This window comes from Pseudomonas koreensis (assembly GCF_025447595.1).
In the GTDB taxonomy this organism is placed as follows: domain Bacteria; phylum Pseudomonadota; class Gammaproteobacteria; order Pseudomonadales; family Pseudomonadaceae; genus Aquipseudomonas; species Aquipseudomonas koreensis_H.
Window position 1 is genome coordinate 25,149 of record NZ_JAOEJU010000031.1, and the last position, 19,023, is coordinate 44,171.

Consider the following 19,023-nt stretch of genomic DNA (forward strand, 5'->3'; position numbering starts at 1 on the left):
CATGTTCAAATATATTGGCGACATCGTTAAGGGTACCGGTACCCAGTTGCGCAGCCTGGTCATGGTCTTCGGCCATGGCTTTCGCAAGCGCGACACCCTGCAATACCCGGAGGAGCCGGTCTACCTGCCACCACGCTACCGTGGCCGCATCGTCCTGACCCGCGACCCCGATGGCGAAGAACGCTGCGTTGCCTGCAACCTGTGCGCCGTGGCCTGCCCGGTGGGTTGCATCTCGCTGCAGAAAGCTGAAACCGAAGACGGTCGCTGGTACCCGGACTTCTTCCGTATCAACTTCTCGCGCTGCATTTTCTGCGGTCTCTGCGAGGAAGCCTGCCCGACCACCGCAATCCAGCTGACCCCGGATTTCGAGATGGCCGAGTTCAAACGTCAGGACCTGGTGTACGAGAAAGAAGATCTGCTGATCTCCGGCCCCGGCAAAAACCCTGATTACAACTTCTATCGTGTTGCAGGTATGGCCGTTGCGGGCAAGCCGAAAGGCGCCGCACAAAACGAAGCCGAGCCGATCAACGTGAAGAGCTTGCTGCCTTAAGGAAGAACGATGGAATTCGCTTTCTATTTCGCATCGGGTATCGCTGTTGTGTCCACACTGCGTGTGGTCACCAACACCAATCCTGTGCACGCCCTGCTCTACCTGATCATTTCGTTGATCGCCGTGGCCATGACCTTCTTCGCACTCGGCGCTCCGTTCGCCGGCGTGCTGGAAGTGATCGCCTACGCTGGCGCCATCATGGTGCTGTTCGTGTTCGTGGTGATGATGCTGAACCTCGGTCCCGCCTCGGTTCAGCAGGAACGCACCTGGCTCAAGCCCGGGATCTGGGCGGGGCCGGTGATTCTCGCCGCCCTGCTGCTGGCCGAACTGCTGTATGTGCTGTTCGCTCACCAGAGCGGTCAGGCCATCGGCCACACCACCGTCGATGCAAAAGCCGTGGGCATCAGCCTGTTCGGTCCGTATCTGCTGGTGGTCGAACTCGCCTCGATGCTGCTGCTTGCTGCAGCCGTCACGGCGTTCCATTTGGGCCGTAACGAGGCGAAGGAGTAAGACATGCCTGCTATCCCTCTCGAACATGGTTTAGCCGTCGCCGGCATCCTGTTCTGCCTTGGTCTGGTCGGCCTGATGGTCCGCCGCAACATTTTGTTCGTGTTGATGAGTCTGGAAGTGATGATGAACGCCTCTGCACTGGCCTTCATCGTTGCGGGCGCCCGCTGGGCGCAACCGGATGGACAGATCATGTTCATCCTGGTGATCAGCCTTGCAGCCGCCGAAGCCAGTATTGGCCTGGCGATCCTGCTGCAACTGTATCGCCGCTTCCACACGCTCGATATCGACGCTGCCAGTGAGATGCGCGGATGAACCTACTCTTTCTGACTTTCGTATTCCCTCTGATCGGGTTCCTGTTGCTGTCGTTCTCGCGCGGCCGCTTCTCGGAAAACCTGTCGGCGCTGATCGGTGTCGGCTCCATCGGCCTGTCTGCCATCGTCGCGGCCTACGTGATCTGGCAATTCAACGTCGCTCCACCGGAAGGTGGCGTCTACACCCAGGTGCTGTGGCGCTGGATGTCGGTGGAAGGTTTCCAGCCTGACTTCGCGCTGTACCTGGATGGTCTGTCCGTGACCATGCTCGGTGTGGTCGTCGGTGTCGGCTTCCTGATCCACCTGTTCGCCTCCTGGTACATGCGTGGCGAAGACGGTTACTCGCGCTTCTTCTCGTACACCAACCTGTTTATCGCCAGCATGCTGTTCCTGATCCTGGGCGATAACCTGCTGTTCATCTACTTCGGTTGGGAAGGCGTGGGCCTGTGCTCGTACCTGTTGATCGGTTTCTACTACAGCAACCGCAACAACGGTAACGCAGCACTCAAAGCCTTCATCGTCACCCGTATCGGCGACGTGTTCATGGCGATCGGCCTGTTCATCCTGTTCCAGCAACTGGGCACGCTGAACGTCCAGGAACTGCTGGTGAAGGCGCCTGAGCACTTCAAGGTCGGTGATTTCTGGATCGTACTGGCGACCCTGATGCTGCTGGGCGGTGCGGTGGGTAAATCGGCTCAACTGCCGCTGCAAACCTGGCTGGCGGACGCGATGGCCGGCCCTACCCCGGTTTCGGCACTGATCCACGCTGCAACCATGGTGACTGCGGGTGTCTACCTGATCGCCCGTACCCACGGTCTGTTCGCCCTGGCGCCGGACATCCTGCACCTGGTCGGCATCGTCGGCGGTGTGACGCTGGTACTGGCCGGTTTTGCCGCACTGGTTCAAACCGACATCAAACGTATCCTCGCCTACTCGACCATGAGCCAGATCGGCTACATGTTCCTGGCGCTGGGCGTTGGCGCCTGGGAAGGCGCGATCTTCCACCTGATGACCCACGCCTTCTTCAAGGCCCTGCTGTTCCTTGCCTCCGGTGCGGTGATCGTTGCCTGCCACCACGAGCAGAACATCTTCAAGATGGGCGGCCTGTGGAAGAAACTGCCGCTGGCCTACGCCAGCTTCATCGTCGGTGGTGCCGCTCTGGCCGCCCTGCCGCTGGTGACCGCAGGTTTCTACTCCAAGGACGAAATCCTCTGGGAAGCGTTCGCCAGCGGCAACCACGGTCTGCTTTACGCAGGTCTGGTCGGCGCATTCATGACGTCGCTGTACACCTTCCGCCTGATCTTCATCACGTTCCACGGTGAAGCCAAGACCGAAGCCCACGCCGGTCACGGCATCGCTCACTGGCTGCCGCTGTCGGTGCTGATCGTGCTGTCGACTTTCGTCGGCGCCATGATCGTTCCACCGCTGCACGGCGTACTGCCTGAAAGCGTTGGCCATGCCGGTGGCGAAGCCAAGCACAGTCTGGAAATCGCCTCGGGCGCCATCGCCCTGGCCGGTATCCTGCTGGCGGCCCTGCTGTTCCTCGGCAAGCGTCGCTTCGTGACCGCGATCGCCAACAGCGGCATCGGCCGTTTCCTTTCGGCCTGGTGGTTCGCTGCCTGGGGCTTCGACTGGATCTACGACAAACTGTTCGTGAAGCCGTACCTTGCGATCAGCCACATGCTGCGCAAAGACCCGCTCGACCAGACCATCGGTCTGATCCCGCGCATGGCCAAGGGTGGTCACACTGCCTTGAGCCGTACCGAAACCGGTCAACTGCGTTGGTACGCTGCTTCGATGGCTGCTGGTGCCGTGTTGGTCATCGGCGCTGTCGTGCTGGTAGCGGTCTGATATGAACCTTGCGAATTTGCGAAAGGAAACGAGCCCGTCATGATTCTGCCTTGGCTAATCCTGATCCCCTTCATCGGCGGCCTGCTGTGCTGGATGGGTGAGCGCTTCGGCGCTACCCTCCCCCGCTGGATTGCGCTGTTGACCATGACCCTGGAACTCGCCCTCGGCCTCTGGCTGTGGGCCCACGGTGACTATTCATTTGCTCCGGCGCCTGGCGCCGATCCGACCTGGGCGCTTGAGTTCAAGCACGTCTGGATCCAGCGCTTCGGCATCAACGTGCACCTGGCCCTCGACGGCCTGTCGCTGCTGATGATCCTGCTGACCGGTCTGCTGGGTATCCTGTCGGTACTCTGCTCGTGGAAAGAGATTCAACGTCACGTTGGCTTCTTCCACCTGAACCTGATGTGGATCCTGGGCGGCGTTGTCGGCGTGTTCCTCGCCCTCGACCTGTTCATGTTCTTCTTCTTCTGGGAAATGATGCTGGTGCCGATGTACTTCCTCATCGCGCTCTGGGGTCACAGTTCTTCGGACGGCAAGAAAACCCGTATCTATGCAGCGACCAAGTTCTTCATCTTCACTCAGGCTTCCGGCCTGATCATGCTGGTGGCGATCCTCGGTCTGGTACTGGTCAACTACAACAGCACTGGCGTAATCACGTTCAACTACGCCGATCTGTTGAAGACCAAGATGTCGATGACCACCGAGTACATTCTGATGCTCGGCTTCTTCATCGCCTTCGCGGTCAAGCTGCCAGTGGTTCCGTTCCACTCCTGGCTGCCTGATGCTCACGCCCAGGCACCGACTGCAGGTTCCGTCGACCTCGCCGGTATCTTGCTGAAAACCGCAGCCTACGGTCTGCTGCGTTTCGCCCTGCCGCTGTTCCCGAACGCTTCGGCCGAGTTCGCGCCGATCGCGATGACCCTCGGTCTGATCGGGATCTTCTACGGTGCGTTCCTGGCGTTCGCACAAACCGACATCAAGCGTCTGATCGCCTTCTCGTCCGTTTCCCACATGGGCTTCGTACTGATCGGCATCTACTCCGGCAGCCAACTGGCACTGCAAGGTGCCGTGATCCAGATGCTGGCGCACGGTCTGTCGGCAGCAGCACTGTTTATCCTCAGCGGTCAGCTGTACGAGCGTCTGCACACGCGTGACATGCGTGAGATGGGCGGTCTGTGGTCGCGTATCGCTTACCTGCCGGCGATCAGCCTGTTCTTCGCAGCCGCCTCTCTGGGTCTGCCGGGCACCGGTAACTTCGTCGGTGAATTCCTGATCCTTATCGGTACGTTCGCCAGTGCGCCATGGATCACCGCGATTGCCACCTCCGGTCTGGTGTTCGGTTCGGTCTACTCGCTGATCATGATCCACCGCGCTTACTTCGGTCCGTCCAAATCGGATTCGATCCTGCACGGCATGGACGGTCGCGAACTGATCATGGTGCTGGGCCTTGCGGTACTGCTGATTTACCTCGGCGTCTACCCGCAACCGTTCCTCGACACTTCCGCCGCCACGATGCATGGCGTGCAGCAGTGGCTCGGCACCGCCTTCACTCAACTCGCTTCGGCCCGGTAAGAGCGCTATGGAATTCACGATTCAACACTTTATTGCGCTTGCGCCACTGTTGATCACCAGCCTCACCATTATCGTGGTGATGCTGGCAATCGCCTGGCGCCGCAACCACTCGCAGACCTTCCTGATTTCGGTGGCAGGTCTGAACCTGGCCTTGCTGTCGATCCTGCCAGCCCTGAAAGTCGCGCCTCTGGCCGTGACTCCATTGCTGCAGATCGACACCTTTGCCTGCCTGTACATGGCGCTGATCCTGGTCGCCACCCTCGCTTGCGTCACCCTCGCCCACGCCTACCTCGGCGATGGCGGTTCGGGTTACCCGGGCAACCGTGAAGAACTGTACCTGCTGATCCTGATGGCCGCCGCCGGTGGCCTGGTTCTGGTCAGCGCGCAGCACCTGGCCGGGTTGTTCATCGGTCTGGAACTGCTGTCGGTGCCGGTCTACGGTCTGGTGGCCTACGCCTTCTTCAACAAGCGTTCGCTGGAAGCCGGCATCAAGTACATGGTGCTGTCGGCCGCCGGTTCCGCATTCCTGCTGTTCGGTATGGCGCTGCTGTACGCCGACTCGGGTTCGCTGAGCTTCGTCGGTATCGGTCAGGCACTGGCTGCAACCGGTCTGCCAAGCTCGCTGGCGCAACTGGGCCTGGGCATGATGCTCATCGGTCTGGCGTTCAAGCTGTCGCTGGTACCGTTCCACCTGTGGACGCCGGACGTGTACGAAGGTGCTCCGGCACCGGTAGCCGCGTTCCTCGCCACCGCTTCGAAAGTGGCCGTGTTCGCGGTCATGGTTCGTCTGTTCCAGATCTCCCCTGCCGCAAGCAGTGGCGTACTGAGCAACGTGCTGACCATCATCGCCATCGCCTCGATCCTGTTCGGTAACCTGCTGGCCCTGACCCAGAGCAACCTCAAGCGACTGCTCGGTTACTCCTCCATCGCGCACTTCGGCTACCTGCTGATCGCACTGGTGGCGAGCAAGGGTCTGGCGGTGGAAGCCATCGGCGTGTACCTGGTCACCTACGTGATTACCAGCCTCGGCGCCTTCGGCGTGATCACCCTAATGTCCTCGCCGTACAACGGCCGTGACGCAGACGCGCTGTACGAGTACCGCGGCCTGTTCTGGCGCCGTCCGTACCTGACCGCCGTACTGACCGTGATGATGCTGTCCCTGGCCGGTATCCCGCTGACCGCTGGCTTCATCGGCAAGTTCTACATCATCGCCACCGGTGTCGAGTCGCACCAATGGTGGCTGGTCGGTTCGCTGGTACTGGGCAGCGCCATCGGCGTGTTCTACTACCTGCGCGTGATGGTCACCCTGTACCTGATCGAACCAAACCTGCGCCGCCACGACGCCCAGCTGCACTGGGAACAGAAAGCAGGCGGCGTGATGCTGCTGGCAATCGCCCTGGTGGCGTTCTTCCTCGGCGTCTACCCACAACCGTTGCTGACCCTGGTTCAGCAATCGGGCCTGGCGGGCTGATCGCTCAGCGACAGTTGGCTACAAACAGAAACGGCACCTTCGGGTGCCGTTTTTGTTTGTGGGATTTGTTACCACTGCTTTGTTCTCCTGCTGATTTTCCCGAAAGCTCGCGCAGTACTGTCAGGTCCGTCCTACAGCCAGAATTGAGAGAGTGCATCTATCCTGAGTGCCTGCGGAAAATATCAATCGAGGCAAAACAGATTATGAAACGCGAGACCTTTTACGAGTTGGTCGATGGTTATGGCGCTTTTGCGGGTGGAAGCCGAAACGAAGTTCCGTCTGAGCGCTACAACGAAAAACCTCGCCTTGCGTCATTCATCTGCACTGAGGCTTCGCTCAACTTTGCAGCCCCACAAAATTCTGGCTATATTTGTCCAGAATACGAGGGGCGAACCATGATCATTGTTCCGCTGGCCGAAGCCAAAAACAATTTATCCAAACTAGTCGATGACGCGGCTGCCGGACAAGTCATCACCATCGCCAAGCATGGCCGACCACTTGCTCGCCTGGTTCCTGTGGAACGACCACGCGGGCAACGAATAGGCGCGATGAAAGGCAAACTTATCGTTACCGACGACTTCGATGCCGCCCTACCAGACGATCTACTGGATGCCTTTGAAGGCCAGAAAGCATGAGGGTGTTACTCGATACCCATGTTTTAATCTGGGTACTCGCCGATGATCAGAAGCTGTCCAGCAAAGCCAGACAGCTCATCAATAACGCTGCTGAAATCTATGTCAGCGCCGCAACGTTCTGGGAAATGGCGATCAAGGTCGGCCTGGGAAAACTGAGCGTTGATCTGGACGAGATTCGGCGATACTGCGTTGAAAGCGGGTTCATTGAGTTGCCCGTTTCATCAGAACACGCGATTGCGGTGAAGGATCTGGAATCTCACCACCGTGACCCGTTCGACCGCCTTATTGTGGCAACCGCCATGACGGAACCCATGAAGCTTCTCACTGCAGATCCTATCGTTGCCAAATACACTTCATTGGCCATTTTGATCTAGCCCTCACGCCAGTTGCGCTGAAGCTTTGCCCGCACACTAAAAAACGGCACCTTCGGGTGCCGTTTTTGCCATCACAGTTTCTTCACCATTGGCACGCAAGCCAGTTGCAGACCTGAAGGCGATTGATAGATCGCCCTCCCCTCCCCGACGTAACCGCAGCGCCGATAAAAATCAGCGGCATTCAACGTCGCATCCAGACAAACCTCTGCCAGTCCCAGATCCTGTGCCAGCGCTTCCAGAAAGTGCAGCACACGCTTACCCAGCCCGCGCTGCATGAAATCCGGATGGATGAAGATTGCGCCAATTTCGCGGTGCTCCAGATCGAGCATGCCGGTTGCCACGGGCTCACCTTCAACGCAACCCAGATAGAAATGCTTTTGCATGAGCGTGTCATAACCGTCTGCTGCCGAGCCCTTTGTCCAGTCGAGCATTTGCTGCTCGCTGTAGGCACCGATGCATTGATGCCGGATCGCCAGTCGCCGAATCTCGAACGCTATCCCAGCATCGTCCGGGTTGGCTCTTTTCATTTCGAACATTTCTCTCTCCTTGAGCCATGTGCGGACGGGCAATGAAAAAGCCCCGTCCATTTCTGGCGGGGCTTTGGGTAACACGTCATTGACCAGACATGCATGACCCTATGGCCCGCAGGAAGCGGTCATAGAGGAGCACATCATGGTCATTCGAAGTTGGGTGGTCATGGCGGGATAGTGCTGCGGATTGTTCCGTCACGTCAATCGCAGGCCACCTAACGAAATTGTAATTCCCCAATCACCTCCGCGTTATCTGCAGCCTGCAACGATGTCACCCGGCGACCATGCCGGCGGGCCCTTGCCCGTCGAACAATAAAACCCACGCCGAAGCTCGTTCCCGTTCTGCCGAACCCAAGGAGTGATTGATGGTTAACAACCCAAAAATGTCGATGGCCGCTCTGGCAGTGGTTGTCGGCGCCGTGCCGTCCACGGTGTTTGCAGAAGAAAAACCCGAAGGATTTATCGAAGGCAGCAGCCTGACGGTGCTCAACCGTAACCTTTACTTTAACCGTGACCACCGCAACGGCCAGTCCAGCCCCACCGGCAATGGTTATTCCGAAGCCTGGGCCCACGGCATCATCGGCAAGTTCGAATCCGGTTTCACCCAGGGCACCGTCGGGGTCGGGTTGGATGCGTTTGCGATGATCGGTCTGAAACTCGACACCGGCGACGGCCGCAACGGTGGCCGCAGTTCGTTCGATGTGTTGCCGGTCAACAGCGACGGTGAAGCGCGGGACGAATACACCAAGGTCGGTGGCGCCGCCAAAGTGCGCGCTTTCGATACGGTGGTGAAAGTCGGTGATGTGTTCCCGGCCAACCCGGTGGTCGCGGCGGGCGATTCGCGATTGCTGCCGGAAAGCTTTCGCGGGGTGACGGCGACCAACACCAGCATCGAAGACCTGTCGATCCAGGGCGGCCGGTTGCATGCGATGAGCCAGCCAGTGTCCAGCGACCTTCGCGAGAACTTCGCGACCTTCTATGCCGGGCCGGTCAACTCGCCGTGGATCGCCTATGGTGGCGGCGATTACGCGCTAAACAAAAATCTGAGTTTCAGCCTGTACTCCAGCCGCCTCAAAGATGCCTGGAACCAGTACTACGCAGGCACCGCCTGGACGTTTCCACTGTCGGATGACCTTTCGCTGTTCGGCGGCCTGAACTATTACAAGGCGGTCGACGAGGGCAAACAATTGCTCGGCGAGTTCGACAACAACATCTGGAGCGGCCGCGTCGGCGTGAAGCTCGGCGCGCACTCCGTCGCCCTCTCCCACCAGCGCAACAACGGCAACGACGACTTCGACTACCTGCGTCAGTCCGACTCGATCTTCCTCGACAACTCAATCCAGTACAGCGACTTCAACTCGCCGAAAGAGCGTTCTTGGATGGTGCGCTACGACCTCGACATGACCACCTACGGCGTGCCCGGCCTGTCGTTCATGACCCGTTACGCACGCGGCACCGACGCCGATTATTCCAACGCCAACGCCGTGTACATGCGCCGCGATGCCGAGGGCAATCCGCTGACTGACCAGAAGCGCTGGGAGCGTGATATCGAAGTCAAATACGTGGTGCAGAGCGGTTCGATGAAAGACCTGTCGCTGCGTCTGCGCCAGGCCACCACCCGGGCCACGGCATTCGAGTCGGATCTGGATGAAGTACGGGTGATCGTCGAATACCCGCTGGCGATTCTCTGAGTTTCACGAGCAACGCCCATTCACCTTTAGAAGCTCCTTGCTCCTTTGGTAAGAGGTGAATCTTTGGCGTCCTTCGGGGCGCCTTTTTTATGCCCGAAAAAAAGCCCGACTCACTGAACATGAACCGGGCGTTTCAGCAGGGATTAGCGTCAGCCCCCCTGCTGACGACAATTCCCCATCACGTTGTAAGTGACCGTATTGAGTTGCCCCTTGGAGTCTTCGTAAGTCATCGCAGCCGGCACGACCGCGCATTCATTCTTTGGCCGGACAACGCTCACCACTTTCTTCACATCCAGCTTCATTCCGTACTCGTATTCCTTGATCACCGGCGCCGCTTTACCCTGGGCGGCCGCGTACTGCTCCATGGCTTTGGTGTTGGCGCTGAGCGCCCGGTCGAACGTTCTGTCGCCACCGCCTTCGGCCAACGCATTCAAAGACATTGTCATGACACCGGTGAACGCCATCCACTTGAGAAGCTTCATATTCGTTTCCTTCAAAACACGACTCATAAAAAAGCCCACCATCGATGCGCGATGACGGGCTCATTCACTGGCAGCACACTTACAGGTCTTGGGTCTTGTCGTCCTTCTTGTCGTTCACGACGACCGGATCACGGGCCTTTTCCTTCGCAGCAAACACCTCCATCGAACGGTCGTTGGCGGCCATCATTCTGTCGAAAGTGCGGTCGCCGCCACCTTCGGCCAACACCAGGGAAGACATCATCAGAGCCACGGCAAACGCGCCAATCTGTGCAAGTTTCATCGTTGATTCCTCATTCAAGTCACTGACGGGATCAAGGTAACAATCCGAACCTTTCGTGACGGTGGCGCCGAAATTACATATCCGTTATGTGCCACCGTCCTACTGGATCAATACAAAAACTGTGGGAGCGAGCTTGCTCGCGAAAGCGGTCCGTCATTCAGCTCATCAGTCGACTGACACGGCCTCTTCGCGAGCAAGCTCGCTCCCACAGGTAGGTCATCTATACAGTTGACCAGTGTCCTCCTCCCGCCGATGGGCGAGCTGGTAGAGCGCCGGCAGGATCAGCAACGTGAGAATGGTCGAGGACAGGATCCCGCCAATCACCACCGTCGCCAGCGGTCGCTGCACCTCGGCCCCGGTGCCGGTCGCAAGCGCCATCGGAATGAAGCCCAGGGACGCCACCAGCGCCGTCATCAACACCGGGCGCAATCGCGTCAGCGCACCTTCGTGAATCGCTTCGGACAGCGAACGCCCCTCCTCCCGCAAGTTGCGGATAAACGCGATCATCACCAACCCGTTCAGCACCGCCACGCCGGACAGCGCGATAAAACCGACGCCCGCCGAGATCGACAGGGGAATGTCCCGCAGCCACAACGCCATGACCCCGCCGGTCAGCGCAAACGGAATCCCGGTGAACACCAGCAAGCCGTCCTTGAGGTTGTTGAACATCATGAACAGCAACCCGAACACCAGCAGCAACGCCACCGGCACCACGATCTGCAAGCGCTTGGCCGCCGATTGCAGTTGCTCGAACTGCCCGCCCCAGGTGGTCCAATAACCTGCCGGCACCTGCACATCGCGCTCGATCACTTCGCCTGCCTCGGCGACAAAAGAACCGATGTCACGCCCACGCACGTTGGCGCTGACGATCACCAGGCGTTTGCCATTCTCGCGGCTGACCTGATTCGGCCCCAGCACCAGATCGAGGCTGGCAACGTCCTTCAGCGCAATGAAGCCGATCTGACTCGAGGCATCGCCCCCAGCCGCCGGCACCGGAATCAGCAACGCCGACAACCCGTCGATGTCCTTGCGCATGGCGTCGGACAAACGCACGACCATGTCGAAGCGACGGTCACCTTCATACAAGGTCCCGGCCTTTTGCCCGCCGACGGCCACCGCAATGGTGTCCTGCACATCGCCAACGTTGAGCCCGTAACGCGCGGCCTTGTCGCGATCAATGTTGATGGTCAGCACCGGCAGACCGGTGGTTTGCTCAACCTTGACCTCAGACGCACCGTTGACCTTCTGCATCGCGGCGGCAATCTTCGCCGCCGTGGCGTTGAGCACGTCCATGTCATCGCCGAACACCTTGACCGCCACGTCGCTGCGCACGCCGGAGATCAGCTCGTTGAAGCGCAACTGGATCGGCTGCGACAATTCATAGTTGCTGCCCGGCAGCGTCGCGGCGGCTTGCTGCAGCTCCGCCATCAGGGTTTCGCGGGACTTGCCCGGATCCGGCCATTGCTCTTTGGGCTTGAGCATCACGTAGCTGTCGGAGATGTTCGGCGGCATCGGGTCGGAGGCGATTTCCGCAGTGCCAGTGCGGGCGAATACACGCTCGACTTCCGGCACCTTATTGAGGATCAACGTTTCCAGCCGCTGCTGCATGTCCACCGATTGCGTCAGGCTGGTGCCCGGCACCCGCAATGCCTGCAAGGCAAAATCGCCTTCGCTGAGACTCGGCACAAACTCGCTGCCCATGCGACTGGTGACCACACCGCTGAGCACGATCACACCCAACGCCGCGCCGACCGCCATCGTCCGGTGGGACATGACCCAGTCCAGCGCCGGTGCATAAACGCGACGGGCGCCGCGCATCACCACGCCCTCTTCTTCCTTGACCTTGCCGGTCACGAACAACGCAATCGCCGCCGGCACAAAGGTCACGGACAAGAGCATGGCGCCGAGCAACGCGATGACCACGGTGAACGCCATCGGGTGGAACATTTTTCCCTCGACGCCGCTCAGGGCGAAGATCGGCAGGTACACGACCATGATGATCAACTGACCGAAAATCAGCGGTCGCCGCGCCTCTTTCGCCGCCGCAAACACTTCATGAAAACGCTCGGATCGCGTCAGCAGACGCCCGTGATGCTGCTGCGCATGGGCCAGCCGGCGCAGGGTGTTTTCGACGATCACCACCGCGCCGTCGACGATGATGCCGAAGTCCAGCGCGCCGAGGCTCATCAGATTGGCGCTGACCTTGTTGCTGAACATGCCGGTGAAGGTGAACAGCATCGACAGCGGAATCACCATCGCCGTGATCAGCGCAGCGCGGATGTTGCCGAGGAACAGGAAGAGGATCGCGATCACCAGAATCGCGCCCTCGACGAGGTTCTTCTTCACCGTGGCGATGGCCTTGTCGACCAGATGCGTACGGTCATACACCGGCACCGCGACCACGCCGGGGGGCAACGACTTGTTGATCTGTTCGAGCTTCGCGGCGACGGCCTGGGAGACCGTGCGACTGTTTTCGCCGATCAGCATGAACACGGTGCCGAGCACTACTTCACGGCCATTTTCCGTGGCGGCGCCGCTGCGCAGTTCGCGGCCGATGTCCACGGTGGCGACGTTCTTGATCCGGATCGGCGTGCCGTCAACGTTGGCCATGACGATGTTGGCGATGTCCTCGGTGCTCGCTACCTGGCCCGGCGCGCGAATCAGCAATTGCTCGCCGCTGCGCTCGATGTACCCGGCGCCGACGTTGGCGTTGTTGCGCTCCAGCGCCGTCACCAGATCGGTGAGAGTCAGTTTGTAGGCCGCGAGTTTTTTCGGATCGGGCGCGATCTGGTACTCCTTGGCAAAACCGCCAATGGTGTTGATCTCGGCCACGCCGGGGACGTTGCGCAGTTGCGGCTTGATGATCCAGTCCTGAATCACCCGCAAGTCGGTCGGCGTGTAGGGCGTGCCGTCATCTTTCAGCGCGCCCTCCTTGGTCTCGACCGTCCATAAGAAGATCTCTCCGAGCCCGGTGGAAATCGGCCCCATCACCGCTTCCACGCCCTCGGGCAATTGCTCCTTGGCCGACTGCAAGCGTTCGTTGACCAATTGCCGGGCAAAGAACAGATCGGTGCCGTCCTTGAAGATCACAGTGACCTGGGACAACCCCGAACGCGACAGCGAGCGGGTCTGCTCCAGCGCCGGCAGGCCGGCCATCGCGGTTTCAATCGGGAAAGTGATGCGCTGCTCGGTTTCCAGCGGCGAGAACCCCGCCGCACCGGTGTTGATCTGCACCTGGACGTTGGTGATATCAGGCACGGCGTCGATCGGCAGTTTCTGATAACTGGCGATGCCGAGGCCGGCCATGAGCAGAACGGCGAGCAGCACGATGATGCGCTGCTCGATGGCAAACTGGATCAGGCGTTCGAACATGGGAGTCTTCCGCGATTAATGACTGTGCTCGGCCGAGGCTTTGCCCAGCTCCGATTTGAGGACAAAGCTGCCGGCGCTCGCGACTTGCACGCCAGGCTCCAGTCCGGCGATGACTTCCACCTGACCCGCCGCGCGACTGCCCAGCTCCACCGCTTGCGCCTTGAAGCCGTCGTCGGTGCGCACGAATACCGTGGGTTTGTCCTCGACGGTCTGGATCGCGGTCTCGGGTACGGCGACTTTGGCCTGACGGCTGTCGGTGGCGACCAGCGCGGTGACAAACAGGCCGGGACGCCATGAACCTTGCGGGTTTTCCAGGGTGACGCGCACGGTCGCGGTACGGGTCTGTTCGCCGAGCAGGCTGCCGACGTAAGCCACGGTGCCGCTGACTTCGGCGTTCAACTCCGCCGCGCTGACGGTGACGGTTTTGCCCACTTGCACCTTGTTCAAGTCCTTCGGTGAAACGCCGAACGTAACCCACACCCGCGACAAATCCGAGAGCGTGAACGCCGCCGTGGTTTCATCGACCACCTCGCCCGGCGTCAGGTGTTTTTCCACTACCACACCGTCGAACGGCGCCCGCAGCTCGTAGCGATTGCCACCGGTGGCGACCACGCTGCCACTGAGCACGCTGATCTTTTGCCGGGCATTGCTCACGGCGATTTCGGCTTCTTCCAGAGCCTGGCGCGCCTGAAGGAAATCCTGTTCGGCGGAGATCTTGTCCTGCCACAGTTTCTTCTCGCGCTCGAACGTCGTGCGGGCCAAAGCCAGACGACGTTGCGCGGCTGCCTGTTCACTGCGCTGATCGGAAATCTGCTGACTGGCGATCACCGCCAGCAACTGGCCTTTCTTCACCGACTGCCCGAGATTGACCGACACCGACTCGACCACGCCCGGCACACGCGGTACGACGTGTGCGGTGCGGTCCTCGTCGAAACGCACTTCGCCGGGAAACGACAGACCGAGGCTGAAGTTCCGCGCCTGGGCGGCGGCCAGTTGAATCCCCGCCGCCGCGATCTGCTCGGCAGTCAATTCGATGTGCCCTTCTTCGCCGTGCTCGCCGTCAGCAGCGGCGCCTTCTTCGGCGTGATCGGCGTGTTCCGCCGCTTCATCGGCATGCGCATCGATAGACGCATTGCCGCCCCACATCGAGCCGATGCCAATGCCCAACGCCAACGTCGCCGCAGCGACCACGATCAGTTTTTTGTCCATGGAAACTCCTCTGCGCCGTGCCATCGCGCAGTGATCAGAAAGTTGAAATTCAAGGGTTGGCGCTGAGGTCGCCGAAGATGCGTTCGATGCGGACCCGGGCGTCGGTCGCCTCGCTCACCGCCTGGATGTATTGGCTGCGAGCGGCGATCAATGTGCGCTGGGCGTCGAGCACGTCGAGGAAGCCGAACTTGCCCATTTCGAAACCGCGAGTAGCGCTGTCCACCGCACTTTGCGCGGCGGGCAGGATGGTCCGGTCGAACGCCTGGATTTCGCCGTTGGCGGTCTGCCATTGCGCCAGCGTGGTCTGGATTTCCGTGCGCAAGCGCAGCTCGGTGGCGTTGCGCAAATCCCGCGCCTGATCGGTACGCCGAGCGGCCGCCAGCACATTGCCCTGATTGCGGTTGAACAACGGAATCGGCATCGACAGCCCGACCACGTTGACCCGCTCGCGCTCGGTTTCGCTGTACTGGCTGCCGATGCTGACGGTGAGATCGGGAATCCGCTGGGACTTTTCCAACCCCAGCGACGCTTCGCGCTGATCAATCTGCAACCTGGCCAGACGCAGCTCCGCCGTCTCGTTCAGGCGCTCAAGCAAACGGGTGGGCAGCGGTACGCTCGGCAGACTTTGAGTCGCGGTCTGTACCGTGGTCGACTTCGGCAACGCTGCGCCCATGACTTGAGCCAATTGCTGGTACGCATTGGCCTGATCGCGCTCGGCGCGGCTCAATTCCAGGCGCACTTCCGAGAGCTGCACTTGCGCCCGCGTGCCTTCCACCGGCGACGACTTGCCCGCCTCGATTCGTCCCTGCGCCACGCGCAAACCGTGCTCGGCAAGTTGCAGCGACTGCCTGGCCAGTTGCAAACGTTGTTGCGCGGTCTGTGCGCCGTTGAACGCTTGAAGCACGTCGGCGCGCAGTGCGTTGCGCTTGCGCTCCAGCTCGATGCCGGCGGCATCCTGCGCACGACTCGCCACATCAATCCGCGCGCCACGCTTGCCGCCCAGTTCGATCGGCTGGCTGAGCATCACCGTGGTGGTACGCGATTCGCGCCGGGTGTCTTCGGCCTCCCACGACACCTCGGGGTTGGGGATCAGCCCGGCCTGCTTGCGGTCACCTTCGGCAATGCCGATTTCCCACTGCGCGGCGGCCAGATCCGAATTGCCGGCGAACGCGGTTTGTAGCGCCTGTTCCAGCGTCAAAGTCGATGCACTGGCAAGGCTGGTACAGGCCAGCAACAAGAGGCCGCTGGCGGTTTTTTTCAGGCGTGATCGCGCCGTCAGTTCAATTAAACCGGGCAATGGAAGGCTTCCTTCAATCAAGAATCGTTGATGGCGCCACGGTAGGGTTTCGAACTTATCGACAAGGTGACGTGAACATTACAAATCCGTTATCCACGGTTTAACGAAGTTGTTTTGCTCTAGGATTCGAAGTTCGACTAGCGCTATTGCAATACATGGAAACAAATACGCGTTAGTTATCTGCCGAACAGCACTTGCCGAAATGGAAGTCATGAAAAACTGATGATTACGCTGCGACAGGCTGTCACAGAAGGCCGATTTAAAGGGCTCAGGTGTTGACTCTGTAGCCACTACAGCCTTTACCGTGCGCGCCACTCAGTTTCAAAGTCCGTCAGGAAGTCCCCACAAAAACTGCAACTTCCAGACTCACTTACTTAAATACCCATTCATTAAAAGTGGTGAAACATCATGCGAATCCTTGTCGTCGAGGACGAGCTTAAAGCTGCCGAATACTTGCATCAGGGCCTGACCGAAAGTGGTTATATCGTTGATCACGCGGTCAATGGCTCGGATGGTTTGCACCTGGCGCAACAACAGGTTTATGACCTGATCATTCTCGATGTGAACCTGCCGGAACTCGACGGCTGGAGTGTGCTGGAACAACTGCGTCGCACCCACTCCACCCGGGTGATGATGCTCACCGCACGCGGGCGGCTGGCGGACAAGATCCGGGGTCTGGATCTGGGCGCCGATGATTATCTGGTCAAGCCGTTCGAGTTCCCGGAACTGCTGGCGCGGGTACGCACGTTGATGCGTCGCAGTGAAACCATCCCGGTGCCGCAGGTGCTTAAAGTCGCTGATCTGGAACTCGATCCGGGCCGTCACCGGGCGTTTCGTGGCACGCAGCGCATCGACCTGACCACCAAGGAATTCGCCCTGCTGCATCTGCTGATGCGCCAGTCCGGCGAAGTGCTGACCCGCACCCAGATCATCTCGCTGGTGTGGGACATGAATTTTGACTGCGACACCAACGTGGTCGAAGTCTCGATCCGCCGCTTGCGGGCGAAGATCGACGACCCGTTCGACAGCAAACTGATCCACACCCTGCGCGGTGTCGGCTATGTGCTGGAGGCGCGGGAATGAAGCCGGCCAGCCTGTCGCTGCGGCTGGGTCTGACGGTCAGTATTCTCGGCGCATTGCTGGTGGTGTTCCTGGCGATCCTCGCGTATTTCGCCCTGACTCATGAGCTGAACGCATTGTCCCGGGACAGCCTGGAAAAAAAGATGGAACAGGTCGAGCACAGCCTGACGCTGTACGCCGACACCGGTGAGATCAGCGCGAAACCGCACATTCTGCTCGATCAGGTCATGGGGCATGACAACCTGACATTGACGATCTATGACCGTAGTAATCTGCGCTCACCACTGCTCAAATCCGGATCGGGATTGACGGATCCGCGAATTGAGTTGAAAGCCGTCCGCGCAACGACTGATCAGTTGACCTACACGGATAATTCCGACGGCGAAGGTGCAAAATTCCTCACCGTCTCCAAGTTGATTCGCCTCAAGAACGGCAGCAACGTCCCGGTGCTGCTGTCGATGGATAACGCCCACGATCAGGCTCTGCTCAGCGCTTATTTGCGCTCGACGCTGATGGCCTTGCCGTTGCTGCTGGTATTCATCGGCCTGACTGCCTGGGGCGCCGTGCAACGAGGACTGGCGCCGTTGCGCGAGTTTCGCAAAGTGGCGGCGCGAGTGACGACGCAGGATCTCGATCACCGGTTGTCGGTGCTGAACATGCCCCAGGAACTCAGCGAACTGGCGCAGGGCATCAACGTCATGCTCGATCGCCTGGACAGCGGCGTGCAGCAGTTGTCGCAGTTCTCCGACGATCTGGCCCACGAGCTGCGCACGCCGATCAACAACCTGATGGGCAAGGCGCAGGTGACGCTGTCGCGGGAGCGCTCGGTCGAGGAATACACCAACGTTCTGGTGTCCTGCACCGAAGAGCTGGAGCGGGTCGCGCGGATTGTCTCGGACATGCTGTTCCTGGCCCAGGCCAGCCAGCCTGCGGCGCACGCCTCGTTCGAACCGATTTCGCTGGAGCAAGAGGCGTTCAGGGTGGCCGATCTGTTTTCTCTGACGGCGCAGGACAAACAGATCGATCTGAAAGTCATCGGCAGCGCCCAGGTGTCGGGCGACCGGCTGATGATTCAGCGAGCGATTTCCAATCTGCTGTCCAATGCCCTGCGCCACTGCCCGTCCGGCAAGACCGTTTCGCTGTTCATCGAACAGGCGCCGAACGAAGTGTCATTGCGGGTGAGCAATCCCGGTGCGGGCATCGAAGCTCAGCACCTGCCGTATCTGTTCGACCGTTTTTACCGGGTCGACAGCAGTCGCACCCGTTCACAGGGCAGTACCGGTCTGGGGCTGGCCATCGTGCACTCGATCATGACCCTGCATCAGGGCAGCGCGCAGGTTCAAAGCCGTCCGGGAGCGATGACGGTGTTCAGCCTGGTGTTTCCCGAGATGCACCGGCAGCAGCACTAAATCTTCAAGCCGATTTGTGCGGTGTTTTCTCAAACCTCATGGGAAAAATCACCGCACAAGTGTTCCATATAGCCGCGTAAATCCTTCAGTACGAATTTGCATCAACCATGCGATGAAACATCTGACGAATCGAGGAAACAAAACTCTTCAGAAAGTAACTTCCAATCGTTTCATTGCCCCGTTGCCATGCGCCTCCTCCCCCTTTAAATCAAGCCAGATCACTGACCCAGACGGGTCAATTCACGTTTTGTCAGTACGTGTTTCGAAACACGAAAATTCTGCGCACGGAAACATCCGCACATTTTTGACCCCGCTATTGCCACAGTTCTAGATTCGGTTCGTGTCTGAAATCGCTCACTTACAATACTGTCAGGGGAAACACGCTATGAGCTACGTCAG

At 59.7% G+C, this 19,023-nt stretch carries 17 protein-coding genes; 11 read left to right on the forward strand and 6 right to left on the reverse strand.

From position 1 onward, the window contains the following. Position 1: 1 nt before the first annotated feature. From nuoI to N8H71_RS26345, 8 genes are all read left to right on the forward strand, one after another. Positions 2–550: an NADH-quinone oxidoreductase subunit NuoI gene (gene nuoI / locus N8H71_RS26310; protein ID WP_007951461.1), complete on the forward strand. Its 549-nt coding sequence runs from the start codon at positions 2–4 to the stop codon at positions 548–550. Positions 551–559: 9 nt separating this feature from the next. Continuing rightward, the gene (gene nuoJ / locus N8H71_RS26315) at positions 560–1,060 is read left to right on the forward strand and encodes an NADH-quinone oxidoreductase subunit J (protein ID WP_007951462.1); all 501 of its coding nucleotides are present in this window, start codon (positions 560–562) and stop codon (positions 1,058–1,060) included. Between the two features lie 3 nt (positions 1,061–1,063). After that, positions 1,064–1,372 (forward strand): NADH-quinone oxidoreductase subunit NuoK, encoded by a 309-nt coding sequence (gene nuoK, locus N8H71_RS26320; protein WP_003180046.1) that lies wholly within the window; start codon positions 1,064–1,066, stop codon positions 1,370–1,372. Beyond that, positions 1,369–3,222 carry an NADH-quinone oxidoreductase subunit L gene (gene nuoL / locus N8H71_RS26325; RefSeq protein WP_262196222.1) on the forward strand — a complete coding sequence of 618 codons (1,854 nt, stop codon included), beginning with the start codon at positions 1,369–1,371 and terminating at the stop codon, positions 3,220–3,222. The genes nuoK and nuoL overlap by 4 nt, the downstream gene beginning before the upstream one ends. 39 nt (positions 3,223–3,261) lie before the next feature. Further along, on the forward strand, positions 3,262–4,794 hold the full coding sequence (gene nuoM, locus N8H71_RS26330; protein WP_007951464.1) for an NADH-quinone oxidoreductase subunit M: 1,533 nt from the start codon (positions 3,262–3,264) through the stop codon (positions 4,792–4,794). Between the two features lie 7 nt (positions 4,795–4,801). After that, positions 4,802–6,265, forward strand: coding sequence for an NADH-quinone oxidoreductase subunit NuoN (nuoN, locus tag N8H71_RS26335; RefSeq protein ID WP_007951465.1), 1,464 nt, complete (start codon positions 4,802–4,804; stop codon positions 6,263–6,265). A gap of 203 nt (positions 6,266–6,468) precedes the next feature. Next, positions 6,469–6,900 carry a type II toxin-antitoxin system Phd/YefM family antitoxin gene (locus N8H71_RS26340; protein WP_262196223.1) on the forward strand — a complete coding sequence of 144 codons (432 nt, stop codon included), beginning with the start codon at positions 6,469–6,471 and terminating at the stop codon, positions 6,898–6,900. Next, on the forward strand, positions 6,897–7,274 hold the full coding sequence (locus N8H71_RS26345; protein ID WP_262196225.1) for a type II toxin-antitoxin system VapC family toxin: 378 nt from the start codon (positions 6,897–6,899) through the stop codon (positions 7,272–7,274). The genes N8H71_RS26340 and N8H71_RS26345 overlap by 4 nt, the downstream gene beginning before the upstream one ends. A 71-nt stretch (positions 7,275–7,345) precedes the next feature. Here N8H71_RS26345 and N8H71_RS26350 read toward each other — a convergent pair whose 3' ends face one another. After that, entirely contained in the window at positions 7,346–7,810 is a 465-nt protein-coding gene (locus N8H71_RS26350) for a GNAT family N-acetyltransferase (protein ID WP_262196226.1), read from the reverse strand. 359 nt (positions 7,811–8,169) lie between these two features. Here N8H71_RS26350 and N8H71_RS26355 point away from each other — a divergent pair, with 359 nt between their 5' ends. Beyond that, entirely contained in the window at positions 8,170–9,495 is a 1,326-nt protein-coding gene (locus N8H71_RS26355; protein WP_262196227.1) for an OprD family porin, read from the forward strand. 149 nt (positions 9,496–9,644) lie between these two features. Here the strand turns inward: N8H71_RS26355 and N8H71_RS26360 are convergent, their stop codons facing one another. The 5 genes from N8H71_RS26360 to N8H71_RS26380 form a co-directional block, all read right to left on the reverse strand. Next, positions 9,645–9,977, reverse strand: a complete 333-nt coding sequence (locus N8H71_RS26360; protein WP_262196228.1) for a DUF2790 domain-containing protein — start codon at positions 9,975–9,977, stop codon at positions 9,645–9,647. Positions 9,978–10,056: 79 nt separating this feature from the next. Then, positions 10,057–10,257, reverse strand: coding sequence for a co-regulatory protein PtrA N-terminal domain-containing protein (locus N8H71_RS26365; RefSeq protein ID WP_179694427.1), 201 nt, complete (start codon positions 10,255–10,257; stop codon positions 10,057–10,059). A 216-nt stretch (positions 10,258–10,473) separates the two neighbouring features. Then, positions 10,474–13,629 carry an efflux RND transporter permease subunit gene (locus tag N8H71_RS26370; protein WP_262196229.1) on the reverse strand — a complete coding sequence of 1,052 codons (3,156 nt, stop codon included), beginning with the start codon at positions 13,627–13,629 and terminating at the stop codon, positions 10,474–10,476. A gap of 15 nt (positions 13,630–13,644) precedes the next feature. Further along, on the reverse strand, positions 13,645–14,838 hold the full coding sequence (locus N8H71_RS26375; RefSeq protein WP_262196230.1) for an efflux RND transporter periplasmic adaptor subunit: 1,194 nt from the start codon (positions 14,836–14,838) through the stop codon (positions 13,645–13,647). A gap of 49 nt (positions 14,839–14,887) precedes the next feature. Continuing rightward, the gene (locus tag N8H71_RS26380) at positions 14,888–16,135 is read right to left on the reverse strand and encodes a TolC family protein (protein WP_262196232.1); all 1,248 of its coding nucleotides are present in this window, start codon (positions 16,133–16,135) and stop codon (positions 14,888–14,890) included. A 408-nt stretch (positions 16,136–16,543) separates the two neighbouring features. Here N8H71_RS26380 and N8H71_RS26385 point away from each other — a divergent pair, with 408 nt between their 5' ends. Both N8H71_RS26385 and N8H71_RS26390 read left to right on the forward strand, forming a co-directional pair. Then, positions 16,544–17,218 (forward strand): heavy metal response regulator transcription factor, encoded by a 675-nt coding sequence (locus N8H71_RS26385; protein ID WP_262196233.1) that lies wholly within the window; start codon positions 16,544–16,546, stop codon positions 17,216–17,218. Further along, positions 17,215–18,624 (forward strand): heavy metal sensor histidine kinase, encoded by a 1,410-nt coding sequence (locus N8H71_RS26390; RefSeq protein WP_262196234.1) that lies wholly within the window; start codon positions 17,215–17,217, stop codon positions 18,622–18,624. Before N8H71_RS26385 ends, N8H71_RS26390 begins: the two co-directional genes overlap by 4 nt. Positions 18,625–19,023 lie beyond the last annotated feature (399 nt).